18 protein-coding genes are annotated in these 18,797 nt (G+C 45.4%); 2 read left to right on the top strand and 16 right to left on the bottom strand.

Annotated elements, in window-relative coordinates; translation table 11 throughout:
- Positions 1–6: 6 nt before the first annotated feature.
- From lysS to pth, 9 genes are all read right to left on the bottom strand, one after another.
- The gene (lysS, locus tag AABI20_RS05100; RefSeq protein WP_047974689.1) at positions 7–1,494 is read right to left on the bottom strand and encodes a lysine--tRNA ligase; all 1,488 of its coding nucleotides are present in this window, start codon (positions 1,492–1,494) and stop codon (positions 7–9) included.
- A gap of 134 nt (positions 1,495–1,628) precedes the next feature.
- Positions 1,629–2,579, bottom strand: coding sequence for an Hsp33 family molecular chaperone HslO (gene hslO, locus AABI20_RS05095; RefSeq protein WP_047974688.1), 951 nt, complete (start codon positions 2,577–2,579; stop codon positions 1,629–1,631).
- Between the two features lie 72 nt (positions 2,580–2,651).
- Positions 2,652–4,730 (bottom strand): ATP-dependent zinc metalloprotease FtsH, encoded by a 2,079-nt coding sequence (ftsH, locus tag AABI20_RS05090; RefSeq protein WP_047974687.1) that lies wholly within the window; start codon positions 4,728–4,730, stop codon positions 2,652–2,654.
- Positions 4,731–4,793: 63 nt separating this feature from the next.
- A complete protein-coding gene (hpt, locus tag AABI20_RS05085) occupies positions 4,794–5,330 on the bottom strand; it encodes a hypoxanthine phosphoribosyltransferase (protein WP_047974686.1) in 537 nt (178 codons plus the stop codon).
- The gene (tilS, locus tag AABI20_RS05080; protein ID WP_047974685.1) at positions 5,330–6,706 is read right to left on the bottom strand and encodes a tRNA lysidine(34) synthetase TilS; all 1,377 of its coding nucleotides are present in this window, start codon (positions 6,704–6,706) and stop codon (positions 5,330–5,332) included. Before tilS ends, hpt begins: the two co-directional genes overlap by 1 nt.
- Positions 6,706–7,098 (bottom strand): FtsB family cell division protein, encoded by a 393-nt coding sequence (locus AABI20_RS05075; protein WP_168778749.1) that lies wholly within the window; start codon positions 7,096–7,098, stop codon positions 6,706–6,708. The genes tilS and AABI20_RS05075 overlap by 1 nt, the downstream gene beginning before the upstream one ends.
- A 77-nt stretch (positions 7,099–7,175) precedes the next feature.
- On the bottom strand, positions 7,176–7,451 hold the full coding sequence (locus AABI20_RS05070) for an RNA-binding S4 domain-containing protein (RefSeq protein WP_338346966.1): 276 nt from the start codon (positions 7,449–7,451) through the stop codon (positions 7,176–7,178).
- On the bottom strand, positions 7,441–10,980 hold the full coding sequence (gene mfd, locus AABI20_RS05065) for a transcription-repair coupling factor (protein ID WP_338346965.1): 3,540 nt from the start codon (positions 10,978–10,980) through the stop codon (positions 7,441–7,443). Before mfd ends, AABI20_RS05070 begins: the two co-directional genes overlap by 11 nt.
- A gap of 2 nt (positions 10,981–10,982) precedes the next feature.
- Complete coding sequence (gene pth / locus AABI20_RS05060) at positions 10,983–11,549, bottom strand: aminoacyl-tRNA hydrolase (protein ID WP_047974681.1); 567 nt, start codon at positions 11,547–11,549, stop codon at positions 10,983–10,985.
- A gap of 120 nt (positions 11,550–11,669) precedes the next feature.
- On the opposite strand from pth, the gene cbpA reads away from it, so the two are divergent.
- Positions 11,670–12,320 carry a cyclic di-AMP binding protein CbpA gene (cbpA, locus tag AABI20_RS05055; RefSeq protein ID WP_047974680.1) on the top strand — a complete coding sequence of 217 codons (651 nt, stop codon included), beginning with the start codon at positions 11,670–11,672 and terminating at the stop codon, positions 12,318–12,320.
- Between the two features lie 88 nt (positions 12,321–12,408).
- Here cbpA and AABI20_RS05050 read toward each other — a convergent pair whose 3' ends face one another.
- The 6 genes from AABI20_RS05050 to AABI20_RS05025 all read right to left on the bottom strand — a co-directional run bounded on the left by AABI20_RS05050 (position 12,409) and on the right by AABI20_RS05025 (position 17,250).
- On the bottom strand, positions 12,409–13,089 hold the full coding sequence (locus AABI20_RS05050) for a hypothetical protein (RefSeq protein WP_338346963.1): 681 nt from the start codon (positions 13,087–13,089) through the stop codon (positions 12,409–12,411).
- A 38-nt stretch (positions 13,090–13,127) separates the two neighbouring features.
- Positions 13,128–13,778 carry a DUF421 domain-containing protein gene (locus AABI20_RS05045; protein ID WP_047974678.1) on the bottom strand — a complete coding sequence of 217 codons (651 nt, stop codon included), beginning with the start codon at positions 13,776–13,778 and terminating at the stop codon, positions 13,128–13,130.
- Positions 13,775–14,218, bottom strand: coding sequence for a DUF3290 domain-containing protein (locus AABI20_RS05040; protein ID WP_047974677.1), 444 nt, complete (start codon positions 14,216–14,218; stop codon positions 13,775–13,777). Before AABI20_RS05040 ends, AABI20_RS05045 begins: the two co-directional genes overlap by 4 nt.
- 139 nt (positions 14,219–14,357) lie before the next feature.
- On the bottom strand, positions 14,358–15,980 hold the full coding sequence (groL, locus tag AABI20_RS05035) for a chaperonin GroEL (protein WP_338346961.1): 1,623 nt from the start codon (positions 15,978–15,980) through the stop codon (positions 14,358–14,360).
- A 70-nt stretch (positions 15,981–16,050) separates the two neighbouring features.
- Positions 16,051–16,335, bottom strand: a complete 285-nt coding sequence (groES, locus tag AABI20_RS05030) for a co-chaperone GroES (RefSeq protein ID WP_047974675.1) — start codon at positions 16,333–16,335, stop codon at positions 16,051–16,053.
- Between the two features lie 174 nt (positions 16,336–16,509).
- Positions 16,510–17,250 carry a nitroreductase family protein gene (locus AABI20_RS05025; RefSeq protein WP_047974722.1) on the bottom strand — a complete coding sequence of 247 codons (741 nt, stop codon included), beginning with the start codon at positions 17,248–17,250 and terminating at the stop codon, positions 16,510–16,512.
- 88 nt (positions 17,251–17,338) lie between these two features.
- Here AABI20_RS05025 and AABI20_RS05020 point away from each other — a divergent pair, with 88 nt between their 5' ends.
- Positions 17,339–17,824 carry an FUSC family protein gene (locus tag AABI20_RS05020; RefSeq protein ID WP_047974674.1) on the top strand — a complete coding sequence of 162 codons (486 nt, stop codon included), beginning with the start codon at positions 17,339–17,341 and terminating at the stop codon, positions 17,822–17,824.
- 76 nt (positions 17,825–17,900) lie between these two features.
- Here AABI20_RS05020 and AABI20_RS05015 read toward each other — a convergent pair whose 3' ends face one another.
- On the bottom strand, positions 17,901–18,746 hold the full coding sequence (locus AABI20_RS05015) for a Cof-type HAD-IIB family hydrolase (protein WP_047974673.1): 846 nt from the start codon (positions 18,744–18,746) through the stop codon (positions 17,901–17,903).
- Positions 18,747–18,797: the final 51 nt, after the last annotated feature.

The following is an 18,797-nucleotide window of genomic DNA, read 5'->3' as shown; positions in this document are numbered from 1 at the left end:
ACATAATTATTCTGGACGCATTGTTGGGAACAACACAACATCACGAATAGAAGCGGCATCCGTTAGGAGCATAACCAAACGATCAATTCCAATGCCCAAACCACCTGTAGGTGGCATACCGTATTCCAAGGCCTCTAAGAAGTCTTCATCGATGCCTTCGGCTTCGTCATTACCGTTATCACGTTCGGCCGCTTGGGCTTCAAAACGAGCTCGTTGGTCGATTGGATCGTTCAATTCAGTAAAGGCGTTAGCAAATTCAGAACCAACGATGTACAACTCAAATCGGTCCGTAAAGCGTGGGTCATCAGCATTCTTCTTAGCCAATGGTGAAACTTCCACTGGGTGACCATAGACGAAAGTTGGTTGTTCCAACGTGTCTTCAACAAAGTTGTCAAAGAATTCGTTGATAATGTGGCCAACCTGCCAGTACCGTTCGTACTTCACGTGGTGTTCATCCGCCAATTGGCGAGCTTCTTCAACCGTCATTTCTGGCCAGAAGTCAACACCGGTCTTTTCCTTAATCAAGTCAACCATATGCTTACGAGCAAATGGCTTTGACAAATCAATGTCAGTGCCTTGGTAATTTACTTGCAAATCAGGATGAACAACCTTAGCGGCAGCGCGGAAGATCCCTTCCGTTTCGTCCATTACGTCTGTGAAATCCCAATAAGCAGCATATGATTCCAAGGTTGTAAATTCGGGATTATGCTTTGGATCCATTCCTTCATTTCGGAAAATTCGACCGATTTCATAAACCCGTTCCATACCCCCAACAACCAAACGCTTCAAATACAATTCAGTTGCGATTCGCATGTACATATCGATGTTCAAGGCGTTGTGGTGGGTAATAAATGGCTTAGCAGCCGCACCACCGGCTTGCGTTTGTAAGATTGGTGTTTCCACTTCTAAGAAATCGTGACCATCCATAAAGGCCCGGATAGCTGAAACGATCTTTGAACGGTTTTGAAACCGAGTCAAAGATTCCTTGTTGGCAATCAAATCAAGATAGCGCTTACGGTAACGCGTTTCAACATCTGAAATACCGTGGAACTTGTCGGGCATTGGACGCAAGGCCTTTGACAAGTGAGTCAAGTGCTTAACCAAGATGGTTAATTCACCAGCCTCCGTCTTCATCACTTGACCCTTAATTCCTAAGAAGTCACCCAAATCAGCACGCTTAATGATTGGGTAATTATCACCCAAGTCATCACGACGAGCATAAACTTGAATTTCACCTGAGCGGTCACGGACGTCAGCAAAGATAACTTTTCCGGCACCACGTTTAGCGACCATTCGGCCAGCAATGATGACCTCTACAGGGTTTGCTTCTAACTCTTCTTGTGTCTTCTCATCGTATTGTTCATGGAGGTCCGCTGCCAAAGCGTCTCGGTCAAAACGATGTCCAAATGGATCAATGCTCAAATCATCAACCAGCGCCTTCATCTTCTGACGGCGGGCGACCATTTGATCATTTAAGGCTTTTTCTTCAGCCATGTCTATCTACCTTCCTGTCGGCGAATATTCGCTCATTTATCTTGTTCCAGTATAACAAAACAACGGCCAAGACAAAAGGGCGAACCGCCTGGTTTGCCCATCTCATGGTCTTTTTTCCGTTTTTTTAAGAAGCGTTAGTCCTGCTTGTTTTCGTTATCAGCAGCTGATTTTTCATCATCTTTTTCTTCTGCTTCGGCCTCACGCTTTAAAATCTTACTTAAGATTCCTTCTAGCTCATTGGCTTCAAAGTAATGCTTCTTGCCTGAGAAACGTCCGACCACTTCAGCCCCGCCATCCTCATCAATCATCGCCTGGACTTCATGGGATGGCAGCGTTGCTAACATCTCACCATAAGCTTCCTTGGGTGGTTCAGCGGCGATGCCAACAGCTACAGAAGCCAGAGACGTATAGTTATCCTTGCCCAAAAGATCATCCAAAACAGCCAGTGGACCTTTCTTTTCAGACAAGAGTTCAGAAAGTGGTGTCATCTGCTTTAAGTGCTCGTCCAATTGATCCAACTGAGCATCTGTCGCTCCTGGCAATGCCTGAACCAAAAAACCACCAGCAGACGCAACCGTGTCATCCGGGTTCATCGTTACACCGACACCAATCACGGATGGAATCTGTTCTGATTGTGTCAAATAGTAGGTGAAATCATCACCAATTTCACCAGAAACAATAATCGATTGACCGAGGTACGGCTTCGAATAAGGTGCCAATTTCGTCACTTGGAAAGAACCATGATTGCCAACAGCGCCAGCCACGTTCAATTGATTGTCATCGTTAACGATTGGTTCCAATTGAGGATTGGTTACGTAACCACGAACCGCCCCATGAGCGTCCGCTTCCGTTACAACGTTGCCAATCGGTCCCTTTCCGTCAATCTTCACACCAAGACGCTCTTCGCCCTTCAAAGTTGCCTGGGCCAAGATTTCTGTTGCGAGCAATGCCCGTCCGAGGACGACCGTTGCAATCCGTGAGGCATGGTGAGCGCTTGCTGCTTCTTGGACTAACTTTGTCCCGTCAATGGCAAAGGCACGGAAGGCCTCATCTTTTGTAATGACCTTAATTAATTGATCTGACATAAGAATTCCTTTATTTGTTCTTGTCTTTATTGTAAAAGAAAAAGCCGGCCTAAGCCAACTTTTTTAAAAAACTTATTTATCTGAATCAGTCGTATCGTCCGCAGATTCAGCTTGGTTATCATTTTGATCAAGAGGCTTCGTTGGGTTTTCATCACCCTTTTGCTCTTCATCTTCCACTTCGTCTTCCTTGTGATCCAAAGAAGCCTTAGTTTCATCAAATGACTTGGCATCATCTTCGTCTTCTTCACCCTTCTTGGTGAAGTGACCAGTTTCGTAGATGTCCTTAATTTGCTTTTCGTCCAATGATTCAACATCCAACAAGGCATTAGCAATCGCTGCCAACTTATCCTTGTGTTCCGTCAAAATCTTTGTTGCTTCCTCAAAGGCTTCCTTAGTCAAACGACGAACTTCTTCATCAATCAATGCAGCCGTTTCGTCTGAATATGACTGTGCGCCACCCTGTTCGCTATAGCCAACAGAAGCATTTCCTTCAAGTTGAACCATACCCAACTTTTCAGACATTCCATAGGCCGTCACCATTTGGCGGGCCAAATTCGTTGCCTGCTGGAAATCGTTCGCAGCACCGGATGAAGCTTCGTTGAATGTTGCCAATTCGGCAGCACGTCCACCCATCAAACCAGCCAATTGTTCCTTAGCTTCTGAATAACGAATGTTATAACGATCTGTCTTTGGTGTCATCAAAGCGTAACCACCAATGCGTCCACGCGGCACAATCGTAACCTTACGAACGACGGATGCGTTTGAACGAACCAAACCAACCAAGGCGTGACCGGCTTCGTGGAAGGCGGTTGTCTTCCGTTCCAACTCGGACATTGCCCGGTTGGCCTTAGCAGGTCCTTGGAAAATCCGATCTTCGGCTTCATCCAAGTCAGCGGAGTCGATTAACTTCTTGTCGCGACGAGCAGCCAGCAAGGCAGCTTCGTTCAACAAGTTTTCCAAATCAGCCCCAACGTAACCAGGTGTTTGGTGGGCAATCGCCTTCAAGTCCACGGCCGGTGCCAATGGCTTGTTCTTAGCGTGCACCTTCAAAATTGCTTCACGACCCTTAACGTCAGGAGCGCCAACCAAAATCTTTCGGTCAAAACGACCTGAACGAAGCAAGGCCGGATCCAAAACATCAGAACGGTTGGTTGATGCCAGAATAATAACACCTTCAGAGTTCTCAAATCCATCCATTTCAATCAAGATTTGGTTCAACGTCTGCTCACGTTCATCGTTACCACCGCCAACGCCAGAACCACGGCGACGACCAACGGCATCGATTTCATCGATAAAGATAATGGCAGGGGCAGCCTTCTTGGCTTCCTCAAACAAGTCACGAACACGTGAAGCACCAACACCGACAAACATTTCAACGAAATCTGAACCAGACATTGAGAAGAATGGTACGGAAGCTTCACCGGCAACAGCCTTTGCTAGCAATGTTTTACCAGTTCCGGGAGGGCCTTCAAGCAAAACCCCCTTTGGAATACGGGCGCCCATATCTACGAACTTCTTTGGCGACTTCAAGAATTCAACAACTTCAACCAGTTCTTCCTTTTCTTCGTCAGAACCAGCAACGTTTTCAAAGCGAATCTTGTTATCCTTCGGATCAGAAGGCTTTGCCTTTGACTTACCAAAGTTACCCATCATGCCGCCCTGACCGCCCTTGCCGCTTGATTGGGACATCATCAAGTAGAAGACACCCACAATTAAGAGCAATGGCACAATGGAAATAATCAAATTCAACCAGAAGCCAGAAGATGGTGCTGGCTTTGTCGTCATATCCGTGTTGGTCTTCTTGGCCAAATCAGTAATCTGCTTCAATGATGAATCATTTTCCAAGACAGAAGTTGAAAACTTCGTTGTCGTAGTCTGATTTGCCAAGAGGCTATTCAAGCCTTGACCAGTCGATGATGACTTTTGGCTATTTTTATAAGTTCCAGTCACCGTGTAAACGTCGTTACCGGGCTGGATTGTGAAAGAGTCAATCTCCTTGTCGGACAATTGCTTAACGAAGTCAGACGATGATAACGTCTTTGTTCCGCCATTTGACCCACCAACTAGTGAGTAAATTCCAGCAATGACCGCCAAGAAGATGATGACATATAGAAAGGAGCTTCTAAAGAAGCCACCGTTATTTTTTTTCATCGGGAGTCCTCAATCTTGAATAAAAGTTGCTATAAATTATACGGGTACGAGATTAAATGGATGTTAACTATAAATATCCTTTTTCAGAATACCAACGTAAGGCAAGTTACGATACAAGCCTGCATAGTCTAAACCATAGCCAACAACAAATTCGTTGCGAACATCGAAGCCAACGTAATCGGCATCGATTTCAATCTTCCGTCCACCCTTTTTGTCTAAGAACGTAGCGACCTGCACGGAATTGGCGCCACGATCTTTAAGTAAGTCCTTCAAAAACCGCAGGGACTGACCTGTATCAACGATGTCTTCTATAATCAAGACATCGCGTCCAGCGACATCCGACTGGACATCCGTTACCAACTGAATTTCATTGGATGATGTTACCCCACCATGGTAGGAAGAAATTTTAATAAATTCTAAATCGACGTACAAATCGATTTCACGGACCAAATCCGCTGTCCAAAGGTAAGCACCTTTGAGCACTGACAACACGAGAGGCTTTCTCCCCGCGTAGTCTTTGGTAATGGTTTGACCAAGACGAACCGCTGCTTCGTGGATTTGCTCTTGGTCAAATAATACTTCTTCGATATCGTTATTCACTAATTTTCCTCAATTCGCCATACTAACCATTGCTTAGCTACATTCGGACGATCACGTCCGGCGGGCAGGTACCAAGTCTGTTGACCTAGCCAAACAGCCAAAACTACCTGACTTTGATCTTTTAATAACCAGGTCTTTTCCCGTAATGTGACCGGAATTTTTTTGTCAATTAAGAGACGACGCACTGATTTTGTACCGATTTTCAGAGGGACACGATCATCTTTTTTAGCCAAAGATAACGTTAAAACGCCCACCGAATGTTCGGGTAAAACCAGGGCTTGATCAGCTTTTTGCGGTCTTTTTTGGGTCCACAAAAGCTGGCCACAGTCAAAAAATTGCCATTGGTCTAATTTTAACACAAGTTCTTCGGGCTTTCGGTCATTTTTTACAGTTTTTTCTTCTTTTATAAGTTGAACCCGTGAATAAGCCTTAATCATCATCCAGCCATCCCCCAAATCAACCTGACCATTGGGCTTTTGGTCATTGGCTAATAAAGACAAAATGGCAATCATTTGTCCATTTTTGACTTGATAGATGCCCTGATTTTGTAGCCATAGTAAGATTGTTTTCTCCCACCAAGGTTTCGGCACCTGGTGAAAATCAGCCTGAAAAATCGGCAAAAATGTCTTCGCCTGATCTTGCAGCAGTTCTTGGTCAACAGCTTCCTGCTTGGCAAAATCAGCTAAGTGTTCTTGCGCTTTGGCATTAATGGTCGCTAAGGCCGGAATGATTTCGTGGCGCAACTGGTTCCGACCTGTATAACTAGGATCTGCATTCGTCGCATCTTCCCGCCACTCGACCTGATTATCTTTAGCGTAGTTTTTGAGTTCTTCCTTTGAGAAGTCAAGAAAGGGCCGCAAGTAATAATCCGACTGCCCCATCATCCCCACTTTTTGCTGGGCTAGACCACCCCGAATTAATTGTAATAATAGTGTTTCGACCTGGTCATCTTGGTGCTGGGCCAAAACAACAGCCCGAGCACCTGTTTCTTTTGCAACTTGGTCAAAAAAATCGTAACGCACCTTTCGTGCCCAGGCCTCCACGCCACTGTTTCCGGGCGCCGTCACCTTTTTAAAGTAACAGGGAATTTGGCGTGCTTGGCACTGATTTCTCACAAAGATTTCATCGCCATCGGAAGCGGCACCACGCAGTTGATAATTGACATGGACAACGACCAGTTTGATGTCTGGTCGATAACGGTGCAATGAATCCAGGAGTGTCATGGAATCAAGGCCACCAGAGACGGCTAGCACCACCTTCTCTGGCCACTCTTTTGCTTTAATTGTCTGTGCAATCGTTTTCTTCATCGCTTTTATTTTACCCATTGTCATCAAGAAAAAGCCACCCTTATCCAGGGTGGCTTTTAGACAATTCATTAAGATTTGTCTGGTAAATTATAAATCGTTTCGTCCTTGCGTGAGTAACCGTACTTATCACGCAAAATTTGTTGCAAGTAAGCCGGATCCTTCAATTGGTTCGACGTTTTTTTCAAGGATTTGTTTTCCTTTTGAACGGCTTGAAGGGATAGTTCGGACTTAGTCAGTGTTTGGTTAGCAGCGTGCAACCGCACCTGCCCCAGCACCAACTGAACCATGAAAACCGCGGCCACAGCAAGACCGATTAAGACAATCCGTCGTTCCCGCAAGTGGTGGGCCCTGGCATAGTGCCTGCGACTCGCTTCACGACGGGCATCGGAGGCAGCAATCTGCTTGGCAATCCGAGCATTTAACGGCCGAATATTCGATTGTCGGTGCTCGTTTTCTACCATCGCCCCACTCCTTATCAGTATTATTTTGACATAATCGCAATAGACTTGCAAGGCAAATTAGCAGACTTTAGACAAACTTAATCTTCCTTGTCATCTTGCTGCTCATAAGATTCGGAAACAACCTCATACAGATCCTGTGCTTCGTCCTTTTTAACGATTTCGGCCAATTTCAAAACCCTGACCACCAAAGTCTTGTTACCGAAATGAATCGTTATCAAATCATTGGCACCAACATTAGCAGCTGACTTCGCCCGCTTATCGTTGATTTCAATCCGTCCTTGGTCGGCCAAATCCTTGGCAACGGCCCGGCGCTTAATAATCCGTGAAAGCTTTAAAAACTTATCAATTCGCATCAAATTCATCCTTTTTTGTTAGTTGCAAAACAACCAAGAGGAAGTTTCGCAGGTTATTGAGCCAGTATGCTGACTCCTCTTTTAAATCAACAGTTAACGTGACGGCCAGCTGAGCCTGCTTGCCATCGACCACCGCCTTGTAGGGGACGTCCTGCAAAGCTTGGAAAATGGTTTCCCCAGCTAATTTGCTGGTCATCGATTCAGCAAAGCGTACTGTGACCTGATTTTTCTGGCGCCGGATTTGCGTGGCCTCTGCCAAATCAGCCAAGTTCTTGATTCGAGAAACCAGTAATAGGCGACCAACCTCATCTGGGAAATCACCGAAGCGGTCAATCAAATCAGACTCCACATTCTCGAAGTCTTCATCTGACTTCGCCTGACGAATTTGACGGTAAAGGTCAATCTTTTCCGCCGAATCTGCCACGTAGTCATCGGGCAAGAAGGCCAATACTCCCAAAATGAGTTCGGCATCCGTTTGCGTTGTCGTTGCCGGCTTGGTCTGACCCTGCTTTGCAGCAACAGCCTCTTTGAGCATCTGGGTATACAAATCATAACCGACCGAATCAATAAAGCCGTGCTGCTGCTTACCAAGCAGGTCGCCGGCGCCTCGAATCGATAGGTCACGCATCGCAATTTTAAAGCCTGAACCCAGTTCCGTAAAGTCCCGAATGGCTTCCAGCCGCTTTTGCCCCTCTTCACTCGGCGTGCGGGTAAATGGATAAGTAAAGTAGGCATAGGCTAACCGGGCTGACCGTCCGACTCGGCCACGAAGCTGGTAAAGCTGTGACAGACCCATGTGATCGGCATTATCAACAATCAACGTGTTCGCATTGGGAATGTCGACCCCAGTTTCTATAATCGTAGTTGTTACCAGGACATCGAATTCCTGGTTTAAGAAGGAGTAGAGAATCCCTTCCAACTGGACTTCTGACATTTGACCGTGAATGACTGCGACCCGAGCATCGGGTACCAAGTCTTGAATCTGATCTGCTATCCGTTCCAGGTCGGCCACCCGGTTATGCAGGTAGAAAACCTGGCCATTACGGGCCAATTCCTTGCCAATCACATCGCGCACCAACGTCCAATCAAGTTCCACGACGTAGGTCTGAATTGGGTAACGGTTCAATGGTGGCGTTTCAATCACGGACAAATCGCGAGCACCAACCATGGCCATGTTCAGCGTTCGTGGAATTGGCGTTGCTGTTAACGTCAAGACATCGACGTTAGTCCTGATTTGCTTTAACTTTTCCTTGTGCTTAACACCAAAGCGCTGTTCCTCATCGATGACCAGTAAGCCAAGGTCAGCAAAGGCCACGTCGGCACTTAACAGACGGTGTGTGCCAACGACGATATCCAGTTCGTGGTCCTTTAACGCCTGAATGGTCTGCTTGTTTTCGGCTGCCGTTTGAAAGCGGGACAAGTGGCCAATCCGAATTTCCGGGAAATCAGCAAAGCGTTCGACCATCGTCTCATAGTGCTGTTGAACCAAAATCGTCGTTGGCGCCAAAAAGGCAACTTGCTTACCAGCGTGGGCAGCCTTGAAGACCGCTCGCAAGGCAACCTCGGTTTTACCAAAGCCAACATCCCCAACCAGTAGCCGGTCCATTGGTCGTAAGCGCTGCATGTCAGCCTTAATTTCTTCGATACTACGAACCTGGTCGGGCGTTTCCGGATAAGGAAAGGCCGTATCAAACTTTAGTTGGGCCGTATCATCGGGTGGAAAGGCATAGCCTTGCTTGGCCTCCCGTTCGGCATAGAGTTCTAACAGCTCATCAGCAATATCTTCAATCTTATTTTGAACTTGCTTCTTGGTCTTTTGCCATTCGGTCCCGCCCAATTTATTAATCTTAGGCTTCTTCCCAGTGTCTGACCCACCAATATACTTTTGAATCAGATTTAACTGGGTGACTGGCAAAAAGATCTTAGCATTCTTTTGGTACAAAATGACCAAATAGTCCTGCTTACCACCATCGGCCTCGAGACTTTGCAAGCCCTGATACTGACCGATTCCATGGTTGATATGGACAACATAGTCGCCTACCTGAAGCTCATTATAGGACTTCAAACGTTCGGCGTTCGCCATCTTCCGGGACCGACGGGCCACCGGCTTCCGTGCCTTATCAAACAACTCGCGCTCAGTTAAGACCGTTAAATGACTCTTAGGCCACTCAAAGCCGGCCCCAAAGTTACCAATAATTATTTGGACCTGGTTGGGCTGAATTTCGCGGTTAATTGGCACCGTTAAATCATGATCCTTCAATGTTGCCACAAAATTTTGTGCCCGATCGCGGTCGCTGATTAAAAGCACCATCGTCATCCCGCGGTCTTTTGCAAACTGCAAATCCGGTAAAAGAGCCGGAATTTGACCGTAGTATTGGTTTGCTGGCCTGGAGGTGATCTCTTCCAAGTGAGCAAACGTTAACTTATTCAAGCCACGCTGGAAGTTGGACAGATAAAGTTCGGCCTGGTGAACTCGACCCAAAATGGCTTCCAAGTCATCCTTAATGGCCAATGGTGGCACAATCTGGTAGGTCTCGACCTGCTGGTCAAGCCATTCCTGGTCAAGGGTATTTTGCGATAAGGCGCTTTCCTGCAAGCGAGCAAAGTCATCAACAACAAATAATCCCTCTTGACCCAAGTAATCAATCAACGTCGTCTTCTCTTGGAAAAAATACTGAGCATACGGCAGAATCGATTGATCCCGCCGCCCTTCATCAAGTGCCGTCTGCGTGCTATCAAAGCCCTCCGTGGCGTGTTTTTTCTCCACTCCCGGCAAACCCTTACGATAAGCTGAAAAGACCTCCTCCAGACGTTCTTTACCAGCCTGATAGCGGTCTTGGTCAATCACCAAATCAGTCGCTGGCAAGACCGTCACCCCGGTCACCGAATCGGCACTCTTTTGGCTGGACGGATCAAAGGTCTTAATCATATCCAATTCATCATCAAAAAAATCGAGCCGGTAGGGATTATCGGCTGTTGGTGGAAAAACATCAAAAATAGAACCCCGTTGGGCATATTCACCCGGATTTTCCACTCGAACAACCAAGTGGTATCCCAGAGTCACCAACCGCGCTTTCAAATCTTGAAAGTCATAGCTCTCCCCAACCTTCAAGCGCATTTGTGCATTCGTGAAATCAGCCACCTGCGGCTCATAACGAACGAAGGCCGCCAAATTTGTCAGATAAATTCCAGGCCGACCAGTGGCCAAGCCTGTTAAAGCTTCTACCCGATCAGTCACAAAAGAATTGGAAGAAACGGCGAGTTCCGTCGCCAATGCTTCCTCGGCCGAAAACCGGTAAAGGTCCTCCTCGGCTACTAAATCAGCCAGATCGTTCGCCAAATCCTCCAAGTGAGCCTGAGTATCGGTGAGCACCAAAATCGGCTGTGGCCGCCGTTCATAAAGCGCTGCTAACGAGGCCTCCTTTGCTGCCCCATTCACACCCAAAAAAAGCTGGCGCTCGCCAGGCTTTTGTTGTTCGGTTAATTTCGTAATTGTTTCATTGTTCGTTAAATATTTTGTTAACGTCATGCTTACCCATTATATTGATTGCTCAATTCAGCCGCATTTGCCCCATGAACCCAATCCACGAGGGCCTGGTCGACCTTTTTAAAAGTGTCATCCCAGGTGGCTAAATCGTCTTTTGAAAATTTACCCAAAACGTAATTAACGACCGACTGATGGTCATGGTCTGGATGGCCAATGCCAAACTTTAAGCGCAAAAAACCTTGCGTTTTCGTATGGGCCATAATTGATTTTAATCCATTATGGCCACCGGCAGAGCCCTTGGCCCGAAAGCGAATCTTGCCAAAGGATTGGTCCATATCGTCGGCCAACACGAGGATGTCATCAACATCCCCACCGTAAAAGTCCAAAAAAGCTCGAACCGCCTGGCCAGAATCGTTCATGTAAGTACTTGGCTTGACCAACCAAACCGTTTCCCCATCAATCACAACCTTGGCGGCCGATGCATAAAGTTTCGTTGGTACAAATTCGACCCCCTGACTAGCCGCGAAGTGGTCTAAGGCCATAAAGCCAATGTTGTGTCTTGTCAAATCATAGCTTTCACCAATATTTCCAAGGCCAAAAATAAATTTCATCAGGGTTTCCTTTCAAACATTTCTACTAACATCCTAATCTTATCATTATAACACGCAAGTTTGACACATAAATATGTTAGGATAGAGCAAAGAAAGAACTTTTATAAAGGCAGGCAATCTATGTTTCCAAAGTCTTTGATCGTCCCTAAAAATCAATTACTTACCATCAGCGAAGACACCACTATCAAAGAAGTCTACGAACTGTTTGAAAGTAAAGAAGCCGATCACATCCGTACAATTCCAATTTTAGATACCACCGGGCACCTCTTCCGTGGTAATGTTTACCGTCAACACGTTTATGAGTATATTGCTCGTGGTGGTGATACAAGCAAGCGGGCAACTTCAATCATGCGCAATTCAACCAAGTTTATCTCAACTTCGGCTGATTTCTATGAACTTTTCTTCGCTATTCGCGACCTGCCACACATTGCGGTGGTTGATGACGCCCACCACTTTATCGGCGTCCTGACCCACTCCTCTTTGATGGACCTGTTATCACAGTCATGGTCACTCCAAAAGGGTGGTGTTTCACTGGCAGTCAAGACCAAGCAAGAAGAACGGGGAAATCTACAACAAATTACCCGAGTTATCACCCGCTATACTAATATCGAGTCCGTTCTTTCGATCCAAAACGAGAAAAACGAACCGAAATCCATTCTCTTTACTCTACCACTAACGGAAGACTCCCCCATCCTGCGCAAGATTATCACCAAGCTCGAGCGCAAGCGGTTCCAAGTTCAATCCGTTGAAAACTTAAATGAATTTGTCTAAGCACTAAAAACCGATGACAGTAGTGATATAAAGCCTAAAATTCAGGGTTCATATCTCACAGTCATCGGTTTTCTTTTTGATATTTAAATCAAGCACCTGCGATTACCAACACTAAGACAAGGGCAAGCCCCGTCAAAAAGAGGTTACGCGCTGGTAAATCAGCCGACTTATCCAAGTCGGACTCCAAACCAACCGCCAATGCCTGAGCAAAAACTAATGGGAACAAAACAAGCATTGCCCAAGCAAGCAGTGGTAGGTAACCTGACAGCGTTAGCAATAAAATTTCTGCATAGGAAAGAACCGGCAAGAGCAAGAAGATCGGGCGCACCCAACTAGCCCGACTTTGAGCATGCTGGAACTCCTTGGCACTGATTTCCTCTGCGCGGATTTTACGAACATCCTTGGCGACTGAAATCGACAGTGAAAAGGCAATTAAAGGAAACGCAATCCCGAACCAAACAGTTAACAGTCCCGCAGTTGGCTTGAACTTTGTATTCAAGAACAGCATTAAAATAATTAAAAAGTATGGCAAGATAACGTCAATGCCCCGCTTCAGCCGCAAAATCCAAATCGAATGGCTGGGGTACTGGTCAAACCACCAGTCATAGGCAAGCTTGACTATGGACACCGTCACCACCATCAATAAGCTTGGCCAAAACAAAAGGCGCTGGTAACGCCACCACGAATAGGCAATACCAACGAGCATTGGCACCACAATGGTCCAAACTCGACTAGTGCGAGCGCGATGATAGATTTCTTTAAGAGTCAATGAAAAATCCTTTCTACGCCCGCCTTGACAACAAGCGATTACTTCTTCTGATCACTTTGATTATAAGGAGTCAACCGAATCTTCCCCTGAATGTATTCGCCAACGAAGATATCATTAATCCCGGCATAGCCTTCCGCAATGACCTGATTTTCCAACCAATCCTCGTCTTGATCAATGGCATCCAACACATCAAAGTTCGCCTGGCCATCATAAATAATCGGATATTTGGGATTTTGATCGCCATATTCAATCACGGTTAACTGACCGTTTTGTTCAATCACGGCCCGCTTCACTTTAGAAACATCGTAGACTTCTTGCTCTCGGAGCTTAAACATCAAATCAGAAGCCGACTGGCCGGCCATCACGACAGCATCAACATCAATCTGGCCACGGTCAATTACGACCTTTGGCGTGCCATCAATAATCTTTTTGGCCAAGTGATTGTGTTCCTTTAAGAACTTCAAAATCATGACCCAAAGCGTCCAGATGACCAGCACGATAATGAACTGAAAAACGGTAATCGTTGCCGTATAAATGGTTCCTCCAATGATACCACCTAAAACATAGTTTTGAACTTGGTCTAAGGCATTTGATGGGGCCAAATTCCCTTTTCCAAAAATATTAATTTGAACGATCAAGGCAATCAGGCCGATGCCCAACTTTAAAATAATCGGTAAGTAAAAACTCATCGTTGTACCTCCACATTCGCATTAACCAAATAAACCTGAGTCCGGGTATAGGACTGGCCATCTTTTGAAAGGCCAATTTGGTAATAATTCTTGCCTTCTTTAGCAATCATGCCATCAACAAACGAAGTCGAATTAAAGTAAACGTCGTCGGTTTTAACATGCTGTGCCTTAACGTAGTTTTTAATAAAGGCCGTCATCTGACTTTGCTGTGAATTTCTAATATTTGTGTTTTGCAAATCAGTAAACTGAACGCCCGCGAAAAAAACAAAAAATAAAAAGGCAATAATCGTCAAATCGCGATAACGCGTATTAAAGCGATGGCGAAAAGTTGCTACCAAACCAACAGCCAAAAGAACAAAGGTCAAGGCCACCAGCAAGATCACAACGGTATTGGTTAAGTTATTTTGCTTGGTTAAATAATCAACACTATAAAACGTCATAAGTTCCCTCCGTTACTTTATTCTAGCACAAGGCAGCCATCGGTCCAGCTGATTTTTTTAGAAAAAAAAAGTAATCCAAATTGGACTACTTCCTTCTTTAGCACTTATTCAAAACATTTTTAGCAGAAATGCGCTCAGTTTACATCATGCCTGGCATGCTTGGAGCACCAGCGGCAGGCATTGATGCGTCTTCCTTAGGCGATTCAGCAACTACGGCTTCCGTCGTCAACAACAAGGCTGAAACAGAGGCAGCATTTTGCAAAGCAGAACGTGTGACCTTGGTTGGATCAACGATTCCAGCCTTGACCATATCAACCCATTCATCAGTCTTGGCATTGTAACCAGTTCCTTCAGGTTGTTCCTTTAACTTGTTAACAATCACAGAACCTTCCAAGCCAGCGTTTTCAGCGATTTGACGAACTGGGGCTTCAAGAGCAGCCACAACGGTCTTAACCCCCGTAGCCACGTCGCCTGTTGCTTCAACGGCAGCAGCGGCAGCCATGGCGTTCACCAAAGCCGTTCCACCACCAGCAACAAAGCCTTCTTCAACGGCAGCTCGAGTAGCGTTCAAAGCATCCTCAATTCGGTACTTACGTTCCTTCAATTCCGTTTCAGTAGCAGCCCCAACATTAATGACAGCCACACCGCCGGCCAACTTTGCCAAACGTTCTTGCAACTTCTCCTTGTCAAATTCTGAAGTGCTGTCGGCAATTTGTTGCTTAATCAAGTCAACCCGTTCCTTCACGGCTGCCTTGTCACCGGCACCTTCGACAACGGTGGTATTATCCTTGGTGATATTGACCTTATTGGCTTGACCCAATTGTTCGATAGTCACATCCTTCAAGTTCAAACCAAGGTCATCCGTAACAACCGTACCACCAGTTAAGATAGCGATATCTTCCAACATGGCCTTACGACGATCACCAAAGCCAGGTGCCTTCACAGCAACAACGTTAAAGGTGCCACGCATCTTGTTCAAAACCAAAGTTGGCAAAGCTTCGCCAGTAATGTCATCTGCGATAATTAACATTGCCCGCCCCTGTTCCACAACTTGTTGCAAGACAGGCAAGATATCTTGGATATTACCAATCTTCTTGTCCGTGATCAAGATGTAAGGGTTGTCCAAATTAGCTTCCATCTTTTCGTTATCAGTAACCATGTACTGTGACATGTAGCCACGGTCAAATTGCATTCCTTCGACAACGTTCAAAGTGGTTTCAATTCCCTTTGATTCTTCGATAGTAATCACACCATCGTTACCAACCTTTTCCATTGCTTCAGCAATCAAAGAACCAACTTCATCGCTGGCTGCTGAAATTGAGGCAATTTGAGCAATCTCGTCCTTCGTTGAAACCGTGTGAGACATCTCATGTAACTTCGCAACAGCCGCTGCCGTTGCCTTTTCAATACCCGTTCGAATGCCAACAGGGTTAGCACCAGCCGTCACGTTCTTAAGCCCTTCGCCAACAATCGCTTGAGTCAAAACGGTGGCAGTAGTGGTACCATCACCCGCAATGTCATTAGTTTTTGAAGCAACTTCAGCAACCAACTTGGCACCCATGTTTTCAAAGTGGTCCTCTAATTCAATCGCCTTAGCAATTGTGACCCCATCATTTGTAATAATTGGCGAACCATAAGATTCTTCCAAAACAACGTTACGACCCTTTGGTCCAATTGTTGTTTTAACAGTGTCGGCCAACTTGTCAACTCCGACCTTCATCTTTGAGCGAGCGTCTTCCGCAAACTTCAATTCTTTTGCCATTTTCCCTACTCCTTTAACCAAAACTGATTGAAATCATCATTATTTGTGCTAATTGTCTTGTAATTATTGTTTAATCAACGATGGCGATAATATCTTTTTCATGGAGAGCCAAGTATGATTGACCATCATAAGTCAATTCCTGACCAGCAAACTTGTCAAACAAAACCTGGTCTCCTTCTTTGACTGTCATGTCCAGCTTCTGGCCTGAATTAGCCACCAAGCCACTCCCTGTTGCCACAACCTTACCGGTTACTGGCTTTTCTTGCGTATTAGCGGCTAAGACAATGCCACCCACTGTCTTTTCACTTTGTTCTGCAACACTGACGACCACGCGGTCTCCTAAGGGCTTTAACATGAATCACAACCTCCGTTTGTTATTTTTAGCACTCGTACACATCGAGTGCTAATCTGACTTTAGTATAGCACCTAAGACCTATTTGTCAACACAGTGAAATTCGTTTTATGCAAAAGAAAAGCCGGTCAAGGCCTCCATCAATAGAGCTTGCACGACTTTTTATACATCTTTATTTTATTTTAAATCAAGTCCCTTATCATGAGGGTATTGAGATAGGGCAGTGTTCGCAGCACCCTTCGTTAACAAAGAGGCGTTATGCTTCGTCCAATTGGAATCAATATCCCGCCCCTTAAAGTAAGTGGCCATCGTTTGATCATATTCCTCAATGGCAGCCTTCATTTGGTCGTCATCGTAATGGTCCTTCATCAATGAACCAGCCAATGGCAACTTAGGTTTGACGCCTGGTTTTGGATTAGGGTAGCCAAGTGAAAAGCCCATAATTGGCTTAACGTACTTTGGCAAGTCCAATTCCTTTTCATAGAGTTCAAAGGCGCCCATTGCACCTGCCATTGTGACAGAACCGATTCCAAGCGATTCAGCCGCCACCTGAGCACGACCTAAGGCAATCGAAGCTGAAACAATACCGCCCTCCAAATATTGGTAGTGCTGGATTCGTTCTTCCATAATGGCCCGGGTTTCAGCGTCCTGATTTAACAAAACCTTGTGCCAATCGACGGTAACAACAAAATACCGAGTGGCATTTTCGATGTACTTCATCTTCACCTTTTCAGTGACCCGCCTCTTGAGGTCTTGGTCGGTGATTTCAATAAAAGTGACTGGCTGAAAGTTTTGCATATTCGGTCCGGCAAGGGCTGCAGAGAAAATTGCTTCGACTTCCTCATCGGTCACTGGCCGATCGGAGAAAGAACGGATTGATTGGTGATCATGTAATTGATCAAGTACTGGATTTTTAATCATGTTTTACCTCACTGATTGGACAATCATTACCTTTATCTTACTATCTATGATACGCTAAATACTATCAATAAAATAGGAGCACCCCATGAAAAAGTTACAGATCCACGTCGGCATGCGGACCGTGAAAACCGCCATTGTTGTGATGTTGGTCTTACTCGTTTACCACTTTGTTGACCGACCAGCGTCTGTTCCCGCCCTGGCGGCCGTCTTCGCCCTTCGAGAAGATTGGGACAATACCATTCAATTCGCCAAAATTCGTTTACTATCAAATAGTGTTGGTGGTTTCTTCTCGCTACTTTACTTTTTGATCCGAGAATTTACACACCACAATAGTTGGATGCCAATCGTCATTATCCCAATTTTTGTTATCTGCACGATTGTTATTCTCAACGCTTTAAACTGTAGTCTAGGAATTGTCGGTGGTCTCGCAGCCCTCTTGTTGATTGCTTTGACCATCCCAATGGATGCCACCATCGACTACGTCTTCTTACGAATCGTTGATACCTTTATTGGTGTTTTGTTTGCTATCGGCGTTAATTATTTTGGTATCCCAGAACAGGAAACCAATTAAACATATCTTTCGGTCTAAGTGTCCGACAGCAAATACAATTTAATAGGCAAGAAAAAAAGACTCAGCGAGTCTTTTTTTAATCCATTTCAACTTGATTATCGAGTTGCAATTCACTTTCAATGGTTGCCAACACACCATCCTGAACGTTTGTCTTTAACGCCAAACGCTTATGGACATCGTGCATTAATGGCATGGCATTTGGCATCAGGTAAGAGTTGTCATACTTCGCCAGCATTTCCAAATCATTAGTGTTATCACCAAAGACCATCACTTCATTATCCGTGACGTTGTAATAATCTTGGAGAACTTCCAAGGCCGCCGCCTTATCGACACCCTTTGGCAAAACATCAACAGATCCAAAGCCAGAACCAGTGACGTGGACTTCTTCGCCAAAAACCTCTTCCAATTGTTGAACGTGTTCCTGGACCTCTTCATGAGGCCAGACGAAAGAAACACCTAAAATCTTATCATCAATCTTCAAAAGTTTTTCAACTTGAACAACATTCGGATAGAACATCGACAGCATTTCCTTAAACTCTTGGCTGACGTGGTTGGAAATATAGGTCCCGTTGACACCAGCTAAAACAATCACATTGTCGGCTGATTGGGGATTTAAAGCATTCCAATCAATCACCTTACGAATCTGTTCTGGTGTCAGATAGACCGCGTACAATTCTTGGCCTGGTGTTGTTACCACCGACCCGTTGGAACCGACAAAATCGATTTGGTCTAACAAGCCATAAGCGGCCATCGGCTCAAAAAGCTCCTTTAAATTGGCCACTTGTCGACCGGAGGCCGCGACAAAGCGCACGCCTTTTTCCTTTAATTGTGACAAAACCCGGGCAAAGTGTTCTTGATCGTAACTATCTTCACCGGATAAAAACGTACCATCCATATCGGATGCAATCATTTTAATGGTCATTGGATGCCTTTCTTGTCTTGTTTGCTAGTCGACTAGTTCACACAACTAGGG

The organism is Fructobacillus cardui (genome assembly GCF_963580785.1).
Taxonomy (GTDB): domain Bacteria; phylum Bacillota; class Bacilli; order Lactobacillales; family Lactobacillaceae; genus Fructobacillus; species Fructobacillus cardui.
Note: the sequence above shows the minus strand (reverse complement) of the source record. Positions and strands in the feature narration are given on the sequence as shown.